Origin of the sequence: Aliirhizobium wenxiniae, from assembly GCF_014201355.1 — a bacterium.
Lineage (GTDB): Bacteria > Pseudomonadota > Alphaproteobacteria > Rhizobiales > Rhizobiaceae > Neorhizobium > Neorhizobium wenxiniae.
The window spans coordinates 674,861-698,187 of the sequence record NZ_JACHEG010000002.1; the positions used below are offsets into that span (position 1 = coordinate 674,861).

Below are 23,327 nucleotides of genomic sequence, written 5' to 3' on the forward strand. Positions count from 1 at the left end.
TGAAGCTGCTGAATTATTTCGGGAAAACTTTGGGAAAGCCGTCGCTATTTTGTTAATGCGGCTCTCCGTTCACGGCTTATTCCGGGTAGTCCAGCTCGGCGTCCTGAGCCCATTCTCCGGAGAAGCGCTTGAAGGTTACGGCGGCAAGCGGCCCGGCCGTCATCAGACCGAAATCGAAGTTCGAGCGCCGGTCCGACGCCAGCACATATTGGCGATGCACCCTGAGGAAATCCAGTTTGATCCTCTTGTAACGCTCGGCGAACAGCATGTTCTTGATCCTGAGGAAGACCAGACGCGGCTGAGGCGCATCAGGATGGCCGGTCAGGGCGGTGACCGAGGATTTGTAGAAACTGATCACGTCGGTCAGACACTGGACTTCGAGCCAGGTGACATTTTTTGCACGGGCGATCGCGCCGACACGGGCCCGAAGGACGCTTGCCGAGCGCAGCAGCGCACATTGAAGCGTGGCGCCGCCAAGGGTGACGAAGACCACACGCTTGCCATCCAGCAGATCGGGTTCCCTTTCGAGCAGAAGGCCGATCGTCTGGGCGGCCATGCTGGATCCCATGCTGTGGGAGCTTATGACATATTCATCGGCCTGCAACTCGAAGGCCTGGCTTGCCGCTTGCGCGGACTTCTCTATCCAGTCGTTGACGATGGCGTTGTCGAGGCGGGACACGGCAACCGCCATGTCCCAGTCGGAAAACAGATGCAGGGTGTGGAACCGGTCCGACCAGGGGATGAACAGCTTTGCGAAGAACAGGTAACCGAGGGCAATACCGATCGGGAGCTGCCACAGGCCGAGGCCAAGCCATAGCGGATAGGTCGCCAGCGCAAGGCTGATCGCCATGCCGAGACCAACCAGAAGAAACGGGAAGATAAAGAACAGGCCAAAACGCCAAGCGTGGCGGAAGTAACCGAAGGCGCCGCCTTCCATGACAACGGCTGCAGCAGTTCGAAAACCTTGAACCAGACGCGTAGCCAGCGGTCGCGCGGCCAGATGATCGACGATCGCTCCATGATCGAACACGAAGAAGCGACTTGATGTTCGCCAGGCATCTTCCGGGCGGCTGGTTTCGATGTCGAAATAGGCTCGCCCGTCCTCTTGCTGCAAAGTGCCTACATCTGCGTCGAGCCCCCAGAGTTCCGCAGTCCTCTGCATCGCCCTTTCATAGCGGGTCCGGTGCCTTTCCGCGTCAAGCGGTTCAAATCCGGGAAAATGCAGGACGACGCGCTTCTTCACGCGCGCGGAGGACGGTATTTCGGGCACTCAATTTTCTTTCGACGACAGGCGGCTGCATATCGGAGCGCAATGATATCAACCCTGTGGCGAGATTAAGGTGGGCCGGCAGGCGCTCTCTCGAACGCCTGCCGGTATTGCGGGCTTTCCCGTCAGATCGCGAAGCCGCCTGCCACATCGAAAATGCCGCCGGTCATGTAGCCGCCGTTCGGGCCGGAAAGATGCGTGACGAGCGCCGAGACTTCCTCAAGCGTCGCAATACGACGGATCGGATGCATGTCCAGCAGCGCTTCCGGCACCTCGTCGCCCAGAGCGCCCTTGGCCATGTCGGTGGGCATGACACCGGGCTGAACCACATTGACGGTGATGTTGCGCCTGCCCAGATCGCGCGCGACACCCTTGGCATAACCGAGAAGCGCCGACTTGCTGCCTGCATAATCCGCAACACCCGAAACCGGTATGCGGGTGCCAAAAAGCGAGCCGATGAAGATGATGCGCCCGCCATCCGTCAGGACCGGCGCTGCGGCGCGGGTCGCTGCTACCGATCCCATGACGTTGATCTGCCACTGGCGATCGAGATTGACCGTGTCAAGCTCCGGATCGTCGACGGTCTTGCCCTGCACGGCAATCGCCGCGTTATTGATGAGGATATCGAGCTTGCCGAAATGCGCGACGACCTTGTCGACCAGCGGCTTTGCGGCTGCCATATCCGCCTGGTCGCTTTGGATCGCGAGTGCACGCACGCCCTTCGCCTTGAGTTTTTCTACGACGGCCTCGGCCTTTTCCGCGGAGGCGACGTAACTGATCGCAACGTCAGCACCCTCGTCCGCCAGCGCTTGAGCTATTGCCGCGCCAAGGCCGCGAGAACCGCCTGTAACGAGGGCAACCTTGCCCTTCAATGTCTTCGACATGGGAAACCTTTCCATAAACACGAAGGCGTTTCCAAATGTCGGAAGACGCCAGGCTGATTTACGTAATGACCATTACGATAACGATCGGTATGAAATTTGACCTCAGACGTCAAGCCGTTTAATAACGATCGTTACGAAATGTAGTTGAGTTGATCGAATGGGACGACATCGCGAATTTGATGTGGAGAAGGTGCTGGATGCGATCCTGTGCGTCTTCTGGAGCAAGGGCTATGAGGGAACATCGTACACCGACCTTACAGAGGCGGCCGGAGTTGAGAGACCTGCCCTTTACTCCGCCTTCGGCAACAAGGAAGCGCTGTTTGCCCAAGCGCTCGACCGCTACTACGAGCGGTATCTGGACTATATCCCGGATGCGCTTCAGAAACCGACGTCGCGGGAAGTCGCCGCTCACATGCTCTACAACGCGATCGATCTCAACACGCGATACCCAAAGCATACGGGCTGTTTCAACATCACCGGCCTGCTGGCCGGGTCGGATGATGCCGAACCTGTGCGGCAGATGCTGATCGAGGTGCGCGCGCGCGGCGAAGCACTGTTTCGCGAGCGGCTGGAGCGGGCAAAGGCGGAAGGCGACCTGCCCGAGACGGCCAAACCCGATGCGCTGGCGGCATATCTGATGGCCGTACTTCACGGCATGGCAGTACAGGCCAAGGCCGGGTTCAGCCGCGAGACGCTGGAAGCGGTTGCCGAACAGGCACTTGCGGCGTGGCCGACCAGGGGCTCCTAACCTTGGAAAGCAGGCCCGTCGCCCAGGAGACGTCGGGGTTCAAGAGGCTGCGGTTTCGCCCCGCTTCGATGCCGGAGCGGCATGGCACGGCGGTTCGCAGGGCTAAGCTGAATGCCTTGCAATGGGGATGTCATGCAGGTGCCGGCGCAATGCGAACGCCCAGCCGGCGAAATAACCGATCGAGCCTCCGGATAGCGCATAGCCCGCCATGGTGAGGATTTGAGCCCCATCAGGGCTAAGGGCGAGCGCGACGGCAAGCGCATAATGCAACACGAAAAGCGTCATGTTCCTGACGAAAGGCACCACGCTTCCAGAAATCGTCACCTCGCGGCTCGTTGCGTCCCGAGCGATCACCCTGGGACTAGTGACGAAGCCCGGCAACGCCAACAGAAGGCCTGCACCGAGCCAGATGCCGACCAGTTTTATGTCCGATGCCGATTTTCCGATCAGGGGCCAGATGCCCAGCACCATGAAGATGAACGGGACCGTCAGAAGCCGCCAAAGCGGACGTATTCTCGTCCTTGTCGCGGCCACCCCCTGCCAGACAAGATAGGAAAGCAGGAACCACACATAGACCGGTGTGTGAGCCAAAATCTGAAATGCGCCGACCATAGTTTATCCAAAATCCACAAAACAATCAGGCAATTCGCGACACATGCGGAGGCGGCAATCACAGCGGAATTCTTCAAGTCCGCGGCCGATGAAAAACATAACCTGTGCGCCGGAAGATAACGCCCCCAACTCCTCGACAGCCAGTTTCCACACTTGCCTAGAGTGGGCGGCTTTCCTATTCAGGGCCTTGATTTGGAACAGCAGGGAATGAAAAACCATGGACAGTATCACGATAGCCCTGGTCCTGCTGCTTGCCGTCATCCTCAGCGGCACGATTTCGCGGCTTCTGCCGCTTCCTGTTCCTCTGCCGCTGATCCAGATCGCATTCGGGGCGGCGATCACCGGGATTACCGGTGAAGGGGTGGTGCTGGAGCCGGATATCTTCTTCCTGCTATTCCTGCCGCCGCTTCTGTTTCTCGATGGATGGCGCATTCCGAAAGAGGGGCTGTTTCGCGACAAGGGCGTGATCCTCGAACTGGCGCTCGGGCTCGTGGTGTTCACGGTTGTCGGCGTCGGGCTTCTGATCCACTGGATGATCCCGGCCATGCCGCTTGCGGTCGCCTTTGCGCTTGCCGCCATCGTATCGCCGACCGATCCGGTGGCGGTCTCGGCGATTGCGGCGCGCGTGCCGATCCCTCCCCGGCTGATGCATATTCTTGAAGGGGAATCGCTGCTCAACGACGCATCCGGCCTCGTCTGCATGCGGTTTGCGGTTGCGGCAGCCGTCACCGGCACGTTCTCGCTCACGGATGCGCTGGGCACGTTCCTGTGGGTCGCGATCGGCGGCATCCTCATCGGTTTCGGCGTGACATGGCTGGTGGTGCGGATAAAGGATGTGGTTTCGCGCAAGCTCGGCGAAGATCCCGGCGCGCAGATCCTGATCAGCCTGCTCATTCCCTTCGGCGCCTATCTGGTTGCCGAACACCTGCATTGTTCCGGCATTCTTGCCGCAGTCGCCGCCGGCATCACCATGAGTTACGCGGAATTGCGCGGCAAGGCGCTCGGCATTACCCGCGTTCGGCGCAATGCCGTGTGGGATACGGTACAATTCGCGCTGAACGGCATCATATTCGTGCTGCTCGGCGAGCAGTTGCCGGGCATCGTTTCAGGTGCGGCGCGGGTCGTTACAGAGACGGGACATGTCGACCCGATCTGGCTGATCGGCTATGTGATCGCGATCAATGCAGCGCTCGCAGCACTTCGTTTCGCCTGGGTGTGGGTGTCTTTGCATTTCACCCTGTTCCGCGCCGCCCGCCGCGGCCAGGAAATCCGCAAGCCGCACTGGAAACTGCTGGTCGCAACCTCGCTTGCCGGCGTGCGCGGCGCCATCACTCTTGCCGGTATCCTGACGCTGCCGTTCTTTCTCGATGACGGCATCACCCCCTTCCCGGCCCGCGATCTGGCGATCTTCCTTGCGGCAGGCGTGATCATCTTCTCGCTGATTGCTGCAAGCGTCGGCCTGCCCTTCCTGCTCAAGGATATCGAACTGCCGCCGGAGCCAGACCACCATCAGGAAGAAGATACGGCTCGCATCGCCTCGGCCGAGGCCGCCATCCGGATGATCGAGAAACTGCAGCACGCGATGAGCGAGGGCCGCACGGATGCCGATCTTTATGGCGAAGTCGGCACGCGGCTAATGGAGCTCTACCGCCAACGTATCGACGGGCGCTCGAAGATCGGCGACGAGGCCGAGGAGGCACGGCGGATGGAAGAGGTGGACAAGCGGCTGCGTCTTGCCGCGCTGCGTGCCGAGCGCGACGAGATCTTTCGCCTGAGCCGCGCCCGGAAAGTCTCCGAGGAGATCGCCCGCAAGCTTATCCGCGAGATCGACCTTGCCGAGGCCCGTTACACAGTCTGATAGGGTTTAGGCGGCATGCGTTTCACGGCTATCCTGTGGTGCTTCCTCCCGCTCGAACATGCCGTAGTCGCGCAGCACATGGCCGATTCGCAGGCGGTAATCGGCAAAGATGCCGTTGCGACCCGCAGTTTGCGCGGCGCGATGCGCCTCGACATTGCGCCATGCCTTCACCGCGTCTTCGTCCCGCCAGAACGATAGAGACAGAAGCTTGCCGCGAAGGGTGAGGCTTTCGAACCGTTCGATCGAGATGAAACCATCGATCTTTTCCAGTTCGCTGCGCAGGTCGCCAGCCAGATCCAGATAACGATGGCGCTCGCCCATATAGGGTACGACTTCGAAAATGACGGCGATCATGGCTTCGTTGCCTTCTCCATCGGCGCACCGTGCGGTAGCGACATGTTCTTGAGGAAGATGCGGTCTTCCTTCAGGATGAAACGTTCGCGCTTGGCGAATTCGTAATTCTCCCGCCCCAGCGGATCGGCGGCCAACCTGGCGCGATACGCCTCATAGGCTGCGAGGTTCTCGATATTGTAGACGCCATAGGCGGTTGTGGCCGATCCTTCGTGCGGACCGAAATAGCCGATCAGTTCGGCACCGTTGCGCGGGATCGACTGACCCCAGGCGCGGGCATATTGCTCGAAACGGTCGCGCTTGAACGGGTCGATCTCGTAACGGATAAAACAGGTGATCATGGCATTTCCCTTGGTTTGTTTTCCTCGTGACGGGGGTGTTTTGCCATGCCGTTCAACGACGATGCTTCGATAGCGATCGAAGTATCAATGGTAAAAACATGCTAGAAGCTCTCGCATGAACGAAGGTCCAGACATTGCACAGATCGCCTCCCTGATCGGCGATCCCGCCCGCGCCAACATGCTGGCGGCGCTTTCCGGCGGGCGGGCGCTGACCGCCACCGAGCTTGCGGGCATCGGCGGCATCACGCTGCAGACCGCAAGCACGCATCTTTCCAAACTCGAGGCTGGTGGGCTTCTTTCTCAGCGCAAGCAGGGGCGGCATCGGTATTTTGCACTTGCCGACGAAGCCGCAGCCCGGCTGATCGAAACGATGATGGGATTTGCCTCAAGCCGCGGACATCTGCGCTACCGGCCCGGACCGAAAGACCCGGCGCTCAGAAAGGCGCGTGTCTGTTACGACCACCTTGCCGGCGATTTCGGCGTGCGGATGCTCGACAGTTTCGTCTGCCATGGCGAGATCGCATCGGATGGCGAGAACCTTTCGGTGACGGAAAAGGGCCGTGTGCAGCTAGCGACATTCGGCATCGATCTTTCAAGCCTTGCCTCCAGCCGCCGCCCCTTGTGCAAATCCTGCCTCGACTGGAGCGAGCGCCGGTCGCATCTGGCCGGCACGCTCGGCAAGGCGCTGCTTGCCCATATGCTCGACAAGGGCTGGGCGCGACGCAGCGAGGAGAGCCGTGCGGTCCTCTTTTCGCCCGAAGGCGAGCGAAAATTCCTGCTGCAGTTCCCGCTCGATACCCCCACGTTGAAGTGACCAGCCTCCCACCCCGATTGACCCAGCCATGCGACCGTACTGGTTGAGCTTCCGGCACCCATCCGCTAGAAGGCGGCTGACGTCTTAAAAGGGTATATCTCCATCATGAGCGGTTTCGACCTCATCCTCTTCGATTGCGACGGCGTGCTCGTCGATTCCGAAATCATTGCTGCAAGGGTGGAATCCCAGCTGCTGACGGAAGCCGGTTACCCGATCAGCGTCGAGGAAATGGGCGAGCGTTTTGCCGGCATGACCTGGAAGAACATCCTGCTTAGCATCGAGAAGGAAGCCGATATTCCGCTTTCCGCCTCGCTGCTCGACAAGTCAGAGAAGCTGCTCGACGCCCGGCTGGAACGCGATGTGAAGATCATCGACGGCGTGAAATTCGCGCTCGCCCGGCTGACCACCCAGCGCTGCATCTGCTCCAATTCGTCCAGCGCACGGCTGGACATGATGCTGACCAAGGTCGGCCTGAAGCCCTATTTCGCGCCGCATATCTATTCCGCCAAGGATCTTGGACCGGATCGGGTCAAACCGAAGCCGGACATCTTCCTGCATGGCGCGCAGCAGTTCGGTGTCGATCCGTCGCGCTGCCTGGTGGTCGAGGATTCGACCCATGGCGTCCACGCAGCCCGGGCTGCCGGCATGCGGGTCGTCGGCTTTACCGGCGCATCGCATACCTATGCGAGCCATGCGGACCGCCTGACGGATGCCGGAGCCGAAACGGTGATCTCGCGCATGCAGGACCTGCCGGCCGTGGTTGCGGCACTCGGCGAATGGGCCGACGCGATCTAAAATTCAGAAATCGACGACGAGACTGGCCTTTGCCGCATGCGCGGCAAAGGAATGGGCGAACTCGCCCGAATAGCTGAGCTTGACACGTGCCGTCTTGGAGACCTGCGCGGTGAGCGAAGCCTCCAGCACGGCCGTATCGCGCGGCAGTGAGACGCCTTCAATGACGAAGGGGCTGCCAGACGAGAAGGCAAACCGCGAAGACGGTGTCAGATCGCCGATCGCGTGACGCCAGCCGAGCATGCCAGAAAACGTCGCCGGCAGATCCGCATTGCCGATATCGGTGGACCACCTGAGACCGAGGGTCGTCAGAGTGACGTCATCCGTGCCGCCATTTGCCGAAAGTGCCGCCGCTCCACCATCTTCGCGAAGACCATCGGTTTCGAGATTGATATAGGCGAGGTTGGCAAAGGGTTCGAGCGTGGTGGCCCCGACCTTCTCGCGCCAGCCGAGATCGGCGAATACCTGCCGCGTCGCGCTCTGGTAGTCAGCCTGAAGCTGGTCCTCGAATGTACCGAAAGCGATATTCCGCTCGGTGGAGATATCGTTTTTCGAATAGATCGCGCCCGTCGTGAAATTGAGCTTTCCCCATTCCGCTGCCGCATAAAGGCCGGCACTATAGCTGTCCCAGTCGGCATCGGTGCCCGCAGACGCGTTCGTGTAACCGAACATGCCGCCGATACGCCATTGCTCCGAGACGTCGGCGTCGATACCGGCAAACAGGCCTGCAACATGGCCATTCATACCTGCAGCATTGCCATCGCTGTCGAAGCGGTCGGTCGCGGCGATACCGGTCATCCAGAAGCTGGCACCGCCTTCGATTTCCTCAACCGGCACATTGCCTTTGATCCGGTCGATCACCGCCTCGCGGGCAAGGCCTGCCTGCTGCAGCAACTGGCTTTTAAGCGAGGCATGCAGCTCGCCGCTCAGTTGCGAAAAGGCATCGCGGGCGCCGGGGGCGTTCAACGGAAGCACGCCGAGGAAGACGGAATTGGTGACCCCAAGAGACTGGACCGCCTCCGCCGTTGCGCGTGTGTTGCGCGTCTCGGTCACATCGGCGAAATCGACGTCGTTGCGGTAGAGACCTAATGTGACCGAGGTCGGGTCATAGGTCAGGATTGGCGAGAGGAAGGCCAGATCGGAATTGATCTCATCGAAGGCGCCGGTGACGCTGTCGCCCGTCAGGATCGTGTAGGTGGTGGCAAGAGAATAGGTACCCGCCCCGGCCAGGACATCCACCGTGCCGCCGTTTATCGTCACCGTGCCAGCTGCATCAAGACGATCGGACAAACCGGATGCATCGGTTTCCACCTGATAGGTTGAGCCTTCTTCGAAGGTGACATTGCCGTTGACAGCGACTGTCGCGATGCCCGGCCCCGGAGCGAATGTGCCGCCGGCACCGACTATCAGCCCGCCGATCGCGCCCGAACCGGCGAGCGTGCCATCTACGCCGATATCGATGGCGCCGCCAACGGTCCCGTCGTTGACCAGCGTGCCGCCGACGACCGTTGCGCCGCCGGTGATGGTGCCTGTGTCATTGTTGACGAAGGTGCCACCGGTATTGGTGAGCGAGGCAATCGTTCCCGCATTCGAGGCGCTGCCGGCATTGGTGACATCGCCCGCCGTCGCGCCCGAATTGTTGACGAAGCTGGCTGCTGCCGCAACGTCGACGTCAGTGACGACGAAGTTGTTAACAACCGTACCGCCGGATAACACGGCATGACCGGTGATCGTGCCGCCGTCATTATTGGTGAAGGTGCCGCCGGTATTGGTCAGCGAGGCGATGGTGCCGGCGTTTGAGGAATTGCCGGCATTCGTGACATCACCTGCCGTCGCACCGGTATTGTTGACGAAGATTGCAGCCGCCGCGACATCGACGTCGGTAACGACGAAATTGTTGGTTAAAGTGCCGCCGGAAATCACGGTGGTTCCAGTGATTGTGCCGCCGGCATTGTTTGTGAACGTTCCACCGGTATTGGTCAGTGAAGCGATCGTGCCGGCATTCGATGACGTGCCAGCGTTGGTGACGGCACCTGCAGTCGCGCTCGAATTGTTGACGAAAATCGCCGCAGCCGCGACATCCACATAGGTGACGACGAAATTGTTGGTCACCGTGCCACCGATGACGTTCGTATCGCCGGTAATCCTTCCGCCGCTATTATTGGTGAAGGAGCCGCCCGTGTTGGTCAGTGACGTTATCGTACCGGCATTCGACGACGTGCCGGCACTGGTAACATTTCCTGCTTCAGCGCCCGAGTTGTTGACGAATTCGGCAGCGGCCGACACATCGACATCGGTTACGACGAAATTGTTAGTGAGCTTGCCGTCATCGATGGTCGCTGTGCCGATAATCGTGCCGTCATTGACCGTCTCGCCGCCGGTCATATGCAGGTCGCCATCCAGCGTGCCGGAATTGGCGAGATTGCCGCCACTCATCCCGACATCCGAGGAAAGCCTGCCACCGGTGGAGATCTCTATGCGGCCCGGATCGGAAACACTGGTACCGCCGACGGCCGAAAGATCGGCGTCAACATGCAGCGTGCCGCCGGAGACATCGACCGTGCTGACCGTCGTATCCGTCGAGACGGTCGGTGCGCCGGAACCGATTGCGGCACTGCCGGTCGCACCGGGCGCTGCCGGTGTCCAGTTGGCTCCGTTGGAGAAGTCATTATCGGAGCTGCCGGTCCAGGTGGATTGCGCCGAGGCGGCAGCCGGCAGCAGCCAGGCCACCGAGACGATGGCCGTGCATAGCTTGAGACGCCGTTTCGCGCCCGCCGAGATCGCCGGAGCAGACATTCCCACCTCACCCAGAGCCGTTCAGGGCGAAGCGCCCTTAACGATCTGCTAATATGAGTTAAGGAATTATGGTTAACGGAGCCTTAATGGCGACCGTTTCCCGCAGCGACAGGCTGTTCTTTCATAGGGGCGAAATCAGGACCGGCGGGGCTTCTTGGCCGGGCCGTTGTCGAACCCGAGACGAACGCGCGTAAAGCGTGTTGCGCCGCCTGCATTGTTCGGTATCTGGACGTCGGCCTTGGAGAAGATGAACTGCGTGCCGCCGACCGGGATCTCGACCGGGAAGGCCACCTTCTGCGAATAAAGCACATTGTCGCCATCGACCACCTCGACGAGAACCGGCAAGCTGACAGAACCCGGCGTTCCGGCTGGTCCCTGCACAACACGGCCCTGAGCGATGAGATTAATGGTCATCGTGGTTTCGTTTGCCGTGCACTGGCGCGTCGCGTCGTTGAACGAAGCCTGGTAGAGAAGCTTGTCAGCATTATCCTGCCCGCCGCGCGCATAGGAGCGGTAGACGGCATCCTGGTCACGCATCACCACCTGCGGGCAGTAGGCCTGCACGACAGCCTGAACCGGCTGGGCATTGGCAGGAGCAGCGTTGGAACTCAGGTCCAGTCCCTGCGAAGCAGAATTGCAGCCGCCTAAGCCAGCCACCAAAGACAACGTCAGAAAACCGCGAGAGAACTTGCCAACCACGTTACTCAACCCTTTGCAGCCTCGTTTCCGATACGGTACCGACCCGACATTTTCCGGTCTTTCACCGCCGATTTCGATAGTCTATATCAGCGGTCGGAACAAAAATCGATTAGGGATTCAAGGTCGTGGAATACATTTCTACCCGTGGTACAGCACCCGCTCTCGGCTTTCGTGATGCGCTCATGGCCGGGCTTGCAAAAGACGGCGGCCTGTATGTCCCGCGCAAATGGCCTACCCTTTCGAAAAAACAGATCCGTGCCCTGCGTGGCAAATCCTACCAGGAAGTCGCGTTCGAGATCCTGTCGCTTTTCGTCGATGGCGAGATTGCCGATGACAAGCTGCGCGGCATGATCGACGAGGCCTATGCCACTTTCCGCCACCCGGCCGTGGTGCCGCTGGTGCAGGTCGGGCCGAACGATTTCATTCTCGAACTCTTCCACGGCACGACGCTCGCCTTTAAGGACGTGGCGATGCAATTGCTTGCGCGCCTGATGGACCACGTGCTTGCCGAGCGCGGTGAACGCGCGACGATCGTCGGCGCCACATCGGGCGATACCGGCGGCGCTGCGATCGATGCCTTTGCTGGCCGCGAGCGCACGGACATTTTCATTCTCTTCCCGCATGAAAAGGTCTCGCCGGTGCAGCAGCGGCAGATGACCTCTTCTTCCGCTTCCAACGTGCATGCGATTGCTGTGAAGGGCAATTTCGACGACTGCCAGAACCTCGTCAAAGAAATGTTCAACGACGCGGCCTTCCGCGATAAGGTCAAGCTTTCGGGCGTCAACTCGATCAACTGGGCGCGTATCATGTCCCAGGTGGTCTATTATTTCACCGCCGCTCTCTCGCTCGGCGGACCGGACCGGAAAATCTCGTTCACCGTGCCGACAGGCAATTTCGGCGATATCTTCGCCGGCTATGTCGCGAAGAAAATGGGCCTGCCGATCGATCGCCTCGTCATCGCCACCAATGACAACGACATTCTGGCGCGCACGCTGAAGACCGGCCGTTACGAGATGAAGGGCGTCAAGGCGACGACTTCGCCTTCGATGGATATCCAGATCTCGTCCAATTTCGAACGGCTTCTGTTCGAAGCCTATGATCGTGACGATGCAGCAGTGCGCCGCTCGATGGATGGATTGAAGCAATCCGGCTCTTTCGAGATCAAGGAAAAAGCGCTGAAAGCGATCAAGCGCGAGTTCCGCGCCGGACGTGCGACCGAACGCCAAGTTGCCGCCACGATCCGCGAGACGCTTTCGGTCACCGGTTACCTTCTCGACCCCCATACCGCGACTGGTGTCTTCGTCGCGGCGAAGAATGCCAAACCATCCAGCCCGATGGTAACGCTGTCGACGGCGCATCCCGCCAAATTCCCGGCTGCGGTAAAATCCGCTTGCGGAATTGATCCGGCGCTTCCATCATGGTTGTCTGATCTTATGCAAAGGGAGGAGCGCTTCGACATACTTGAACCGGAGCTGAAAGCCGTCGAGACCTTTATCGGCAGCAACGCACGGGCCAAGTAACGGCGCGCCGGAAAGACATAGTATGAATGTAGAGATTACCCGGCTCCCCTCCGGGCTGACTGTCGTCACCGAAAGCATGCCACATCTAGAAAGCGTGGCACTCGGCGTGTGGATCAAGTCGGGTTCTCGCAACGAGACCGAAGAAGAGCATGGCATTGCCCACTTGCTCGAGCACATGGCCTTCAAGGGAACGGCACGACGCAGCGCCCGCGACATCGCCGAGGAGATCGAGGATGTCGGGGGAGAGCTGAACGCGGCAACCTCTACGGAAACCACGTCTTACTATGCCCGCGTGCTCAAGGATCACGTGCCGCTGGCGGTCGATATCCTTGCAGACATTCTGACGGAATCCGCCTTCGACGAAGAAGAGCTTCGCCGCGAGAAGCATGTGATCCTGCAGGAAATCGGTGCGGCGAACGATACGCCTGACGATGTCGTCTTCGACAAATTCTCCGAAGTCGCCTATCGTGGCCAGACGATCGGACGCGCCATCCTCGGCACACCGGAACGGGTGAAAAGCTTCACGCCGATGCAGATCCGCGGCTACCTTTCACGCAATTACACGACCGACCGGATGTTCGTGGTGGCCGCCGGTGCGGTCGACCACCAGACCTTCTGCAAACAGGTGGAAGAGCGTTTTGCCGGCCTGCCGACTTCGCCCAGCGCACCGCCCGTCTTTGACGCGGCACGCTATATCGGCGGCGATATTCGTGAAGAACGCGACCTCATGGATACACAGGTCCTGCTCGGTTTCGAGGGCAAGGCCTATCACATGCGCGACTTCTACTGTTCGCAGATTCTCGCCAATATCCTTGGCGGCGGCATGTCTTCGCGCCTGTTTCAAGAAGTGCGCGAGCATCGCGGTCTCTGTTATTCGGTCTATGCCTTCCACTGGGGCTTTTCCGATACCGGCATTTTCGGCATTCACGCGGCAACCGGTGCCGACGATCTGCCGAAGCTGATCCCGGTCATCATCGACGAGTTGCACAAGTCTGCCGACACGATCCATCAGGTGGAAATCGACCGGGCTCGCGCACAAATTCGCGCGCAACTCCTCATGGGACAGGAAAGCCCGGCCGCCCGCGCCGGCCAGATCGCCCGACAGATGATGCTTTATGGTCGCTCGATCCCCAACGAAGAGATGATGGAGCGTCTCGCCGGCATCACTACCGAGCGGCTGACCGATCTGGCAGGGCGCCTGTTCTTCGACACCGTACCGACCCTTTCGGCCGTCGGCCCGATCGAGAAGCTCGCACCGATGTCCGATATCGCCTCGGCTCTATCCTCACCTGTCATCAAGGCAAAAGCCGCCAGCTGAACAGAGGCTCCGAAGCACAATGGGTAGATCGGTGTTTCGGTTTCTGTCCCGTCAGCCGGACACGCCCGAGTTATCCGGGCCTCAGCATATTTTGAGGCTGCCGCATAATTCCGATTACAAGCAATGGTATCGGCTGCGTTCCGAGAGCCGCAGCTTCCTTCAGCCGTGGGAACCGACCTGGCGGGCCGACGAACTGACGGAAAGCTCGTTTCGCGCCCGAATCCTGCGCGCAAACCAGGAATGCGCCTCCGGTCTCGCCATGCCGATGCTTCTTTTTCGCAAGGACGACATGACCCTGCTCGGGGGACTTACCATCGGTTATATCCGCCGTGGTGCAGCACAAAGCTGCATGATCGGATATTGGATGGGCGAAAAACATGCGGGCCAAGGCCATATGTTGGCCGCATTGAGAGTGGCAATCCCCTATATCTATGGCGGACTTCAGTTGCACCGGATCGAGGCAGCTTGTATTCCGGACAATTGGAAAAGCATGCGGCTTCTAGAAAAAGCCGGCTTCGAGCGGGAAGGTCTTTTGCGGAAGTATCTCAAAATAAACGGCGAATGGCGTGACCACATGATGTTTTCCCGGTTGCCGGAAGACGGCGAATTCGGGAAAATGGTCGGACCATGATTGACGGTATGCGTTTTAGTTCTGCGTATCGGGCTTTTGGCCTGAAGTTTCTGCTGCTGATGATCGTCGCCATTCTGGCCTTCGGGCTTAACGGTGCGCGTGCCGCCGAGCCCGTGAAAATCTCGCGTGACGACACGGCGCTCGACCTGACGGCCACGACCGACATCTATACCAATCAGGGCGAGGCTTTCCAGGTTTCCACAGCAGCGGGCGGTGACGGGATTCGGCGACGCATCGAAGTCAGATCCAGCAATCCCGGGCATCAGGGCGACTGGGCAGTTTTTGCACTTTCCAACGTCTCGGAAGAGCAGCTGGAGCGCGTCATCGTCGCACCGCATTTCCGCCTTGTCGGATCGAAGGTGTTCTGGCCGGATCTCGGTTCGCAGCGCATCATCGCGATCACGCCCTCGGAAGGTTTCTCGCTCGACCGTTTGCCAAGTCCCGATGCCGACGTGTTCCGCATCACGCTCAATCCGGGATCAACGATCACGTTCGTTGCCGAACTAGCCAGCCCTTCGCTGCCGCAGATCTACCTTTGGCAGCCTGATGCCTACAAGGATACGGTCAACTCATTCACGCTCTATCGCGGTATCGTGCTTGGCATCGCGGGTCTTCTGGCGGTGTTTCTGACGATCCTATTCGTCGTCAAGGGAACCTCGATGCTGCCGGCAGCGGCTGCGCTTGCCTGGGCCGTGCTCGCCTATATCTGCGTCGACTTCGGTTTTCTTGACAAGCTGATCACCATCACATCCAGCGACCAGCGCATATGGCGCGCGGGTGCGGAAGTGGCGCTCGCCTCGTCGCTCGTCATCTTCCTGTTCACCTATCTGAACCTCAACCGCTGGCATGTGCATCTGGGTTACGCGACGCTTGCCTGGGTCGTCGGGCTGGTGCTGCTCGGCGGCGTGGCGATCTATGACCCTTCCGTTGCGGCCGGTATCGCTCGGCTTTCCTTCGCGCTGACGGGTACGGTCGGCATCCTGCTGATCATCTATCTCGGCTTCAACCGCTACGACCGGGCGATCCTGCTGGTGCCGACCTGGACCCTAATCCTCGTCTGGCTGTTCGGCAGCTGGCTGACGGTGACAGGGCAGCTCGACAACGACATCATTCAGCCGGCGCTCGGCGGTGGTCTGGTGCTGATCGTTCTCCTGATCGGCTTTACGGTCATGCAGCATGCCTTTGCCGGCGGCGCCTATCAGCAGGGCCTGTTCTCCGATCTGGAACGGCAGTCACTGGCGTTGACCGGCTCCGGCGATACCGTATGGGACTGGGATGTCGCGCGTGATCGTGTCGTCACGACGCCGGATATTTCGGGCCGTCTCGGGCTTGAGGCCGGCGCCATGCATGGTCCGGTGCGCAACTGGGTTCCCCGCCTCCACCCCGACGACCGCGACCGGTTCCGCGCCACGCTCGACGTGCTGCTCGAACATCGCCGCGGCCGCCTGCATCACGAATTCCGCATTCGCGCAGAAGATGGTCATTTCCATTGGCTGCAGATCCGTGCGCGGCCGGTGCTCGGCTCGAATGGCGAGATTATTCGCTGCGTCGGCACGATCGTCGATGTGACGGAACAGAAGAATTCGGTCGAACGACTGCTGCAGGATGCGTTGCACGACAACCTGACAGGCTTGCCCAACCGGCAGATTTTCCTCGATCGCCTGCAGGGCGTGCTGACGCTTGCCGCCAGCGGCGACACCGTGCGCCCGACCGTGATGGCAATCGATCTCGATCGCTACAAACAGGTCAACGACAGCCTGGGGATTGCAGCCGGCGACAACATGCTGATCGCGATCACCCGGCGCCTGCGCCGCCTGATGAAACCGCAGGATACGCTGGCACGGCTTGCCGGCGACCAGTTCGGCCTGATCCTGGTTTCCGAACGCGACCCGGCCAAGATCGCCGATTTTGCCGAGGCCGTATCGCAGGCCATCATGGTGCCGATCAATTATGCCAATCGCGAGATTGTGCTGACCGCCTCTATCGGGCTTGCGTCCTTCGTCGACCAGCAGGAAAGCGCTGCCGGGCTTCTTGCGGATGCGGAACTTGCAATGTATCGGGCCAAGCGCGGCGGCGGCAACAAGGTGGAGCCGTTCCGGCCGATCTTCCGCACCTCCGGCACCGACCGGCTGCAGATCGAGACCGATCTTCGCCGCGCATTGGAGCGCAAGGAACTGTCGCTCGCCTATCAGCCGATCATATCGCTGAAGGACGGCGAGATCGCCGGCTTCGAGGCGTTGATGCGATGGGAACACCCCAAGCGAGGCAGCATTCCGCCTGCCGAATTCATCCCGATCGCCGAAATGTCGGACCTCATTGGCCCTCTCGGCGTGTTTGCAATGGAGCGTGCGGCGTCGGACCTTGTTTCATGGCAGGAGCAGACCGGTGAAGTACCGATCTTCGTTTCCGTCAACCTGTCTAGCGCACAGCTTTTGAATGCGGACCTTTATAACGATGTCAGAGCACTGATTTCGAAGACGGAGGTCAATCCGCACCAGTTGAAGCTGGAACTGACCGAATCCCTGATGATGGAAAACCCGGAGCAGGCTCGCCTGATCCTTGCCAAGCTGAAAGAGACCGGGCTCAGACTTGCGCTCGACGATTTCGGCACCGGTTATTCCTCACTCGCCTACCTGACGCAGTTCCCGTTCGACATGATCAAGCTCGACAAGACGCTTGTCAGCGACATGAGCGAAAAGGGCGCGATCCTGTTGCGCTCGGTTATCGCCATGGCCCGCGGGCTGGAAATGACGGTTGTCGCCGAAGGCATCCAGACGGATGAGGACGCTATGGAACTTGCCAAGATGGGCTGCCATTACGGCCAGAGCTACCTGTTCGGCCCGCCAGCTACCAGCGAGGCCATGCTGCGTCTGCTGAAGGAGCGGTTTCCGCTGACCAAGAGGGCTTAAGGTCGGCTCTTTTCGATCTCCCTCCTTGTGGGGGAGATGTCAGCCGGCGGCACCCTATCGACCCTGTACCAGATCATGCACGAACTGCAGCTTTGCCGTCACCGCCGGCGTCAGGATGAACGGATAAAGATCCGGAACACCCATCGAACGGTGGATGCCGTTGATCGCCAGGCTGAAGGGGATCCAGGCGGACACGAGCTGTTCGGCGCTGTCGGCGCGATAGGGATTGAAATCCACTTCCGCCGATAGTTCCTCGTGCCGGCGCGGGTCGATCGACATGCCGTAGGATCGTGCCGTTTCCAGCGTGTCGACGATATGGACATAGTGGGCGAAGCTTTCGGCGAAATCCTCCCATGGATGCGAGCTGGCATAGGTCGAGATGAAGAAGTCCTGCCAGTTCGGCGGCGGACCTTCCTCGTAATTGCGCCTCAGCGCCTCGCCGTAATCTACGGTCTCGTCGCCGAATACCTCGCGAAATTCATCCAGCCTGCCGCCATCGCGGACCATCTTGTCCCAGATGTAATGGCCGGTCTCGTGACGAAAATGGCCAAGCATAGTGCGGTAGGGTTCGTTCATCGAAACGCGGATCTGCTCACGCGTCGCATCGTCCGCTTCGGCTGCGCGGATCGCGATAAGGCCGTTTTCGTGGCCGGTCATTGCGGCCTTTACCGTGCCGTCGGCTTGGATCTCGTCAACGAGAAAATCGAAAACGAGACCGCCTGCAGGATCCTCATCGCGGTTGATGCGCGGCAGGTTCCATTTCAGCATGGAATAAAAGAGGTGACGCTGGGCCTGGCTGATGCGCCGCCATTGTCGCAATCCCTCCTCGGTGGAGGTATCCGGTACCAGACGGTTATGGCGGCAGGCAGGGCAAAAGGGATTGGGATCGTCTGCGAGAACCGTCCAGTTGCAGATATCCATACCGGCATTGGCGCATAGCCGGACCCTGCGCTCCGGGCTGGCGAATAGCGACCAGACCTCCTCGCCTTCGACAGGCTGCAGCGCATGCATGGCAAGCACCTCCGGCACGAAGGCGAGACGTGAGCCGCAATTCATGCAGTCCCGGTTGTCGAAGTGGATAGGCTGTCCGCAGTGATCGCAGTCATAGAGGCGCATGGGCTGGTCCGCGTCGATGGAGGGAGGGGAATAGAGAAAACCTGCTCCGGCAGCGCCGAAACAGGTTTATCAAATGACTGGAGATCATTTTTTCGGACTATGCCGTCCGACATCATTGGGATTTGGTCAGGTCCCAGACATTACAAGCGGTCAACGAAATCCTTGCCCGCTTCCTTGATCTTGCCCTTGGCCTGCTGAGCATGGCCCTTGGCTTCCTGGGCGTTGCCCTTCGCCTTGAGCTTAGGATTATCGGTCATATCACCTGCGGCCTGCTTGATCTTACCGGCAACTTCGTTGCCCTTGCCTGCCATCTTATCGCTGGTGCTACCCATTCCTTGTTCTCCTTATCTCATTCGACGCTGTTCAACGCCTTGCGATAGTAGAACTCTGAAGGGTGGATATCGTTCCACCGAAACAGATCAGGCATGTCCTGCTTCGGTCGACAGCATTTCCGGGCTGACGCCCATAAGGGCCAGCGCGCGTTCATATTTGGCATCAACGCAAGGATCGAAAATGATGTCATCCTGCGATGCGCAATTGAGCCAGCCGTTGTTGCTGATTTCGGCCTCAAGCTGTCCCGGTCCCCATCCGGCGTAGCCGAGAAGCAGAGTTGCCCGCGCCGGCCCCCGGCCTTCCGCGATCGCCCTTAGAATATCAAGGGTTGCGGTGAGCGAAATCTCGTCACTGACAGGGATCGAGGACTCGCAGGAAAAATCGTCGGAATGCAGAACAAAGCCCCTGCCCGTTTCCACCGGACCGCCGTAAAGGACCGGGAAATAACGCGCCTGTTCCGAAAGAAAGGCGGTGTGAGGTTCCTCGACGATCTTCAGATGTTCAAGCACGTTCGGGAACGAGAGTTCCTGCTGCCTGTTGATGATGAAGCCCATCGCGCCGGTTGATGAATGGGCGCAGATATAAACAACACTGCGAGCGAAATTGCCGTCCTGAACACCGGGCATGGCGATCAGGAACTGGCCGTCGAGAAATCCGCGTTCACGCTTGTCTTTGAGCGCCGTAATTCCCATCGAGCCTCCCGTGTGCCTTTAAAAGCGCCGTGTGGCGGCGGCCGCATCAGGCGACCCTTCCAAGGCAACATGGGGCAGTCTACGGCATCATTCAACCGAAAATGATTGGTTTTCATCAGACGTGGCTGGCGAGCATGAGATTGCTGGGATAAATCCGTTCCCATGATCTCGACCGCTGTCACAACCCGCCGCCTTTTCATTGCCACCTCGCTTCTGCTTGCCTCTGCCGTCATGCCGGCCTCCGCACGGGCGGAAACAACCGACTGGGTGAGCAATGAAGGTGGGCGCATGAGGATCGTTGCGCTGGCACCCGATGCGCGCGGCACCGTGCGCGGCGCGCTGCAGATCGAGCCGAAGGCCGGCTGGATCACCTATTGGCGCGAACCAGGCGATGCGGGCATACCGCCGCACATCTCGTTTTCCGAGACATCCGGCGTCAGCCTCAGCAAGATGTCCTATCCGGTGCCGCGTCGTTTCGACAATGGTGACGTTCGCGATATCGGTTACGACACGGCCGTCAGCTTTCCCTTCGAGCTTTCGGTGAAGAACCCGAACCAGTCATCAGCAATCACGGCCTCTGCCTTTATCGGCATCTGCCGCAATATCTGCATTCCCTTCCAGGCCGAGTTCAACCTGGGGCTCAAGGCAGATGGCGGCACGTCCTTTGCCGAGGCGATGATCATCAACGATGCGGAAGGCAAGCTGCCGGAACATCCGTCCGATGATTTTGCCGTTACGCATTATTCCGTTTCCGCCGATGGCGATACGCTGCGGTTGCGGCTGCAACTGCCCAAGGACGCACCGAAGAAGCCGCAGGTGATCGTCACCGGGCCGGAGGGGCATGTGCTGTTCAGCGAGACCAAGGGCGAACGCATCGAAGACAGTTATTCCGTCGATATGCCGGTCGGCAAGCTGCCGAAAGGCTATGACATGAAGGGCAAGCACTGGGGCATTCTCGTGCTTGCCGGCAAGCGCGCCATGGAAACCTCGCTGGCCTTCGAGTGAGCCTTTCTGGGCGCCGCATGCCGTGATCGCAAACCGGTCGACAGTTCTGTCTGCCCTCTCTTGTCTTGTCATTCGCCAACTTTATAGTGCCGCGGACGATCGCATGGGCGATCATTGGCAGGAGAGACGACATGACGATCGCAGTAGGCGAAAAGCTTCCGGAAGCAACGTTCAAGGAAAAGACCGCGGATGGCCCGGTGGAGGTTACGACCAGCGGTCTTTTCGCCGGCAAGAAGGTCGTGCTGTTTGCCGTACCCGGCGCCTTCACGCCAACCTGCACGCTCAACCACCTGCCCGGCTACATTGAAAACCGCGATGCCATTCTTGCACGCGGCGTCGATGATATCGCCGTTGTTGCGGTCAACGACTGGCATGTGATGGGTGCCTGGGCGCAGCAGTCCAACGCGCTCGGCAAGATCCACTTTCTCGCCGATTTCGACGCCTCCTTCACCAAGGCCATGGGTCTCGACATCGACCTCTCCGGCGGCGGCCTCGGCGTGCGCTCGAAGCGCTATTCAATGCTGGTCGAGGACGGCGTGGTGAAATCGCTCAATATCGAGGAAAGCCCCGGCCAGGCCACCGTTTCGGGTGCTGCGGCGATGCTGGAACAGCTCTGATTTGACGAAACGGTATTGGCGGAAACACGGAGGGCGCCAAACGGCGCCCTTTTGTATTCCACCAGAGTGGTGAGCTATATGGCCAGATCGTAGACGATCAGCCCCGACAGGCCGCCATCGGCGGAGGCGACGATGCGTTCGGCAACAGTGAGATGGTCCGGGGCCGCTAGATAGGTGTCACGCGCCTCCGGGCTTTCGAATGTCACGATAAAGCCATCGAGAAAGCCACCGCTCAAACCTTCGGACGACATGTTCGGGCCGAATTTAACATCGACAATGCCCGACAACGTATTCTTGAGGGCTGCGATTGCGGCGTATATTTCCTGTTTTTCGGCGTCCTGTACCGACGACTTGAAGCGCAGAAAAACACAGTGAAGGATCATGCATAGCCTCCTGTTGTCTTGCCCTGATTTCGCCGCGATCACCATAGGCAGTCACACGGCAATGGCAAGATGGGTCTGATGCGGCCCAGCGACGCCCAGCCATCCTGCCTGACAGGTGTGACAGCTGGCGGATCGCAAGCGACTTATTTTACCAGCAGCGACCTGCCGAGATTGGGTTTCTTGAACGGCGCCATACCGAGGCGGGCCAGTTCATCCGCCCGTTCGTTTTCCGGATGGCCGGCATGGCCCTTGACCCAGTGCCACTTGACCTTGTGGCGCTGGTTGGCGGCATCGAGCTGTTGCCAGAGTTCTCCATTCTTGACCGGCTTCTTGTCCGCGGTCTTCCAGCCGTTCTTCTTCCAGCCGAAGATCCACTTGGAAATACCGTCCATGACATATTTGCTGTCGGTGTGGAGATCGACCTCGCAGGCGCTTTTAAGCGCATTCAGCGCGCTGATCGCGGCCAGAAGCTCCATGCGGTTGTTGGTGGTTTCCGCCTCGCCGCCGTTCAGTTCCTTGGTCGTTTCACCGTAACGCAGGATGGCGCCCCAGCCGCCGGGGCCGGGATTGCCTGAGCAGGCGCCATCGGTAAAGATCTCGACATGCTTCATGGCGCCACCTCGATTGCCGGCGCATATTCGGCAACGGAAGAAATCTGGCGGTGGAAGCGCAGCTTGCGCAGGTATTCGAGCGGATCCTTCTTGACCACCAGCGCGCCTTCCGGCGTCGTCAGCCAGTCGTAAAGGCGGGTGAGGAAGAAGCGCAGGGCAGAACCACGGGCGAGAACCGGCATGGCATCGCGTTCTTCATCCGAAAGCGGACGCACCGAGCAATAACCTTCAAGCAAGGCCGAGCCCTTGGTGACATTGTAGGAGCCGTCCTTCTCGAAGCACCAGGCATTGAGGCAGATCGAGACGTCATAGGCGAGCAGATCGTTGCAGGCGAAATAGAAGTCGATCAGGCCGGAAAGCTCGTCGCCGAGGAAAAAGACGTTGTCCTGAAAAAGATCGGCATGGATGACGCCTGCGGGCAGGTTTTTTGGCCAATGGGCTTCGAGATAAGCGAGTTCGGCGGTGATTTCCGCTTCAAGGCCCGTCTCGACCTCGTCAGCACGCTCGACCGACTTTTCCCACAGGACCTTCCAGCCTTCGAGCGACAGTGCATTCGGCCGCTTGATCTCGAACCCCTCACCGGCAAGATGCATCCCGGCGAGCGCCTTGCCGACTTCGCGGCAGTGCTTGGCTTCCGGCTTTCTCAGCCACATGCCTTCGAGGAAGGAGATGAGTGCTGCCGGACGGCCGGAAAGCTCGCCTAAAAGTTCGCCATCCCGACGCGGCAGCGGCAGTGGGCATGAAAGGCCACGTTCCGACAGATGCTGCATGAGGCCAAGGAAAAACGGCAGGTCCGACTTTTCCACCCGCTTTTCATAGAGCGTCAGGATCAATGGGTCCTTCGTCGTATGCAGCAGGAAGTTGGAATTCTCGACGCCTTCGGCAATGCCCTTGTAGGAAGTCAGCTCGCCGACTTCATACTGTGCCAGAAAGTGCTTCAGGTCGATTTCGGTGATGTCGGTATAAACGGCCAAGGCGGTCTCACAGTCGGTCAGAGGGCAGAATCACCTGCCCGGAAATGGTGACTTAC

At 59.7% G+C, this 23,327-nt stretch carries 22 protein-coding genes and 1 pseudogene; 10 read left to right on the forward strand and 13 right to left on the reverse strand.

Features of this window, described 5'->3' with window-relative positions:
- Window positions 1–76 precede the first annotated feature (76 nt).
- Complete coding sequence (locus tag HNQ72_RS11290) at window positions 77–1,162, reverse strand: hypothetical protein (RefSeq protein ID WP_244654389.1); 1,086 nt, start codon at window positions 1,160–1,162, stop codon at window positions 77–79.
- A gap of 230 nt (window positions 1,163–1,392) precedes the next feature.
- Window positions 1,393–2,151, reverse strand: coding sequence for an SDR family NAD(P)-dependent oxidoreductase (locus HNQ72_RS11295; RefSeq protein WP_183992345.1), 759 nt, complete (start codon window positions 2,149–2,151; stop codon window positions 1,393–1,395).
- Window positions 2,152–2,308: 157 nt separating this feature from the next.
- On the opposite strand from HNQ72_RS11295, the gene HNQ72_RS11300 reads away from it, so the two are divergent.
- Window positions 2,309–2,899, forward strand: coding sequence for a TetR/AcrR family transcriptional regulator (locus tag HNQ72_RS11300; protein ID WP_183992346.1), 591 nt, complete (start codon window positions 2,309–2,311; stop codon window positions 2,897–2,899).
- A gap of 102 nt (window positions 2,900–3,001) precedes the next feature.
- Here HNQ72_RS11300 and HNQ72_RS11305 read toward each other — a convergent pair whose 3' ends face one another.
- Window positions 3,002–3,511, reverse strand: a complete 510-nt coding sequence (locus HNQ72_RS11305) for a DUF6622 family protein (protein WP_183992347.1) — start codon at window positions 3,509–3,511, stop codon at window positions 3,002–3,004.
- A gap of 217 nt (window positions 3,512–3,728) precedes the next feature.
- Here HNQ72_RS11305 and HNQ72_RS11310 point away from each other — a divergent pair, with 217 nt between their 5' ends.
- Window positions 3,729–5,369 carry a Na+/H+ antiporter gene (locus tag HNQ72_RS11310; RefSeq protein ID WP_183992348.1) on the forward strand — a complete coding sequence of 547 codons (1,641 nt, stop codon included), beginning with the start codon at window positions 3,729–3,731 and terminating at the stop codon, window positions 5,367–5,369.
- 6 nt (window positions 5,370–5,375) lie between these two features.
- Here HNQ72_RS11310 and HNQ72_RS11315 read toward each other — a convergent pair whose 3' ends face one another.
- On the reverse strand, window positions 5,376–5,723 hold the full coding sequence (locus HNQ72_RS11315; protein WP_183992349.1) for an antibiotic biosynthesis monooxygenase family protein: 348 nt from the start codon (window positions 5,721–5,723) through the stop codon (window positions 5,376–5,378).
- Complete coding sequence (locus HNQ72_RS11320; RefSeq protein ID WP_183992350.1) at window positions 5,720–6,061, reverse strand: NIPSNAP family protein; 342 nt, start codon at window positions 6,059–6,061, stop codon at window positions 5,720–5,722. The genes HNQ72_RS11315 and HNQ72_RS11320 overlap by 4 nt, the downstream gene beginning before the upstream one ends.
- Window positions 6,062–6,176: 115 nt before the next feature.
- Here HNQ72_RS11320 and HNQ72_RS11325 point away from each other — a divergent pair, with 115 nt between their 5' ends.
- Together HNQ72_RS11325 and HNQ72_RS11330 are read left to right on the forward strand one after the other, a co-directional pair.
- Window positions 6,177–6,875 (forward strand): ArsR/SmtB family transcription factor, encoded by a 699-nt coding sequence (locus HNQ72_RS11325; RefSeq protein ID WP_183992351.1) that lies wholly within the window; start codon window positions 6,177–6,179, stop codon window positions 6,873–6,875.
- Between the two features lie 105 nt (window positions 6,876–6,980).
- Window positions 6,981–7,670, forward strand: a complete 690-nt coding sequence (locus HNQ72_RS11330) for an HAD family hydrolase (protein ID WP_183992352.1) — start codon at window positions 6,981–6,983, stop codon at window positions 7,668–7,670.
- A gap of 3 nt (window positions 7,671–7,673) precedes the next feature.
- Here HNQ72_RS11330 and HNQ72_RS11335 read toward each other — a convergent pair whose 3' ends face one another.
- Window positions 7,674–10,463 carry an autotransporter outer membrane beta-barrel domain-containing protein gene (locus tag HNQ72_RS11335; RefSeq protein WP_183992353.1) on the reverse strand — a complete coding sequence of 930 codons (2,790 nt, stop codon included), beginning with the start codon at window positions 10,461–10,463 and terminating at the stop codon, window positions 7,674–7,676.
- Between the two features lie 135 nt (window positions 10,464–10,598).
- Complete coding sequence (locus HNQ72_RS11340; protein ID WP_183993102.1) at window positions 10,599–11,162, reverse strand: PilZ domain-containing protein; 564 nt, start codon at window positions 11,160–11,162, stop codon at window positions 10,599–10,601.
- Between the two features lie 125 nt (window positions 11,163–11,287).
- Here HNQ72_RS11340 and thrC point away from each other — a divergent pair, with 125 nt between their 5' ends.
- The 4 genes and pseudogenes from thrC to HNQ72_RS11360 form a co-directional block, all read left to right on the forward strand.
- Window positions 11,288–12,682, forward strand: a complete 1,395-nt coding sequence (gene thrC, locus HNQ72_RS11345; protein WP_183992354.1) for a threonine synthase — start codon at window positions 11,288–11,290, stop codon at window positions 12,680–12,682.
- Between the two features lie 22 nt (window positions 12,683–12,704).
- Window positions 12,705–14,000 carry a M16 family metallopeptidase gene (locus HNQ72_RS11350; protein ID WP_183992355.1) on the forward strand — a complete coding sequence of 432 codons (1,296 nt, stop codon included), beginning with the start codon at window positions 12,705–12,707 and terminating at the stop codon, window positions 13,998–14,000.
- 19 nt (window positions 14,001–14,019) lie between these two features.
- On the forward strand, window positions 14,020–14,631 hold the full coding sequence (locus tag HNQ72_RS11355; protein ID WP_183992356.1) for a GNAT family N-acetyltransferase: 612 nt from the start codon (window positions 14,020–14,022) through the stop codon (window positions 14,629–14,631).
- Between the two features lie 95 nt (window positions 14,632–14,726).
- Window positions 14,727–17,540 (forward strand): annotated as a pseudogene (locus tag HNQ72_RS11360) (EAL domain-containing protein); the annotation flags it as partial.
- Between the two features lie 54 nt (window positions 17,541–17,594).
- Here HNQ72_RS11360 and HNQ72_RS11365 read toward each other — a convergent pair.
- The 3 genes from HNQ72_RS11365 to HNQ72_RS11375 form a co-directional block, all read right to left on the reverse strand.
- Window positions 17,595–18,656: a zinc-binding metallopeptidase family protein gene (locus HNQ72_RS11365; protein WP_183992357.1), complete on the reverse strand. Its 1,062-nt coding sequence runs from the start codon at window positions 18,654–18,656 to the stop codon at window positions 17,595–17,597.
- A 140-nt stretch (window positions 18,657–18,796) separates the two neighbouring features.
- Window positions 18,797–18,988: a CsbD family protein gene (locus HNQ72_RS11370; RefSeq protein WP_183992358.1), complete on the reverse strand. Its 192-nt coding sequence runs from the start codon at window positions 18,986–18,988 to the stop codon at window positions 18,797–18,799.
- Window positions 18,989–19,075: 87 nt separating this feature from the next.
- Window positions 19,076–19,681, reverse strand: a complete 606-nt coding sequence (locus HNQ72_RS11375; protein ID WP_183992359.1) for a YqgE/AlgH family protein — start codon at window positions 19,679–19,681, stop codon at window positions 19,076–19,078.
- A gap of 162 nt (window positions 19,682–19,843) precedes the next feature.
- On the opposite strand from HNQ72_RS11375, the gene HNQ72_RS11380 reads away from it, so the two are divergent.
- Window positions 19,844–20,686 (forward strand): protein-disulfide reductase DsbD domain-containing protein, encoded by an 843-nt coding sequence (locus HNQ72_RS11380; RefSeq protein ID WP_183992360.1) that lies wholly within the window; start codon window positions 19,844–19,846, stop codon window positions 20,684–20,686.
- Window positions 20,687–20,817: 131 nt separating this feature from the next.
- Complete coding sequence (locus HNQ72_RS11385) at window positions 20,818–21,303, forward strand: peroxiredoxin (RefSeq protein WP_148144079.1); 486 nt, start codon at window positions 20,818–20,820, stop codon at window positions 21,301–21,303.
- A 74-nt stretch (window positions 21,304–21,377) separates the two neighbouring features.
- Here HNQ72_RS11385 and HNQ72_RS11390 read toward each other — a convergent pair whose 3' ends face one another.
- From HNQ72_RS11390 to HNQ72_RS11400, 3 genes are all read right to left on the reverse strand, one after another.
- On the reverse strand, window positions 21,378–21,686 hold the full coding sequence (locus tag HNQ72_RS11390) for a Dabb family protein (RefSeq protein ID WP_183992361.1): 309 nt from the start codon (window positions 21,684–21,686) through the stop codon (window positions 21,378–21,380).
- 143 nt (window positions 21,687–21,829) lie between these two features.
- Complete coding sequence (gene rnhA / locus HNQ72_RS11395; protein WP_183992362.1) at window positions 21,830–22,297, reverse strand: ribonuclease HI; 468 nt, start codon at window positions 22,295–22,297, stop codon at window positions 21,830–21,832.
- The gene (locus HNQ72_RS11400) at window positions 22,294–23,271 is read right to left on the reverse strand and encodes a homoserine kinase (protein WP_183992363.1); all 978 of its coding nucleotides are present in this window, start codon (window positions 23,269–23,271) and stop codon (window positions 22,294–22,296) included. The genes rnhA and HNQ72_RS11400 overlap by 4 nt, the downstream gene beginning before the upstream one ends.
- Window positions 23,272–23,327: the final 56 nt, after the last annotated feature.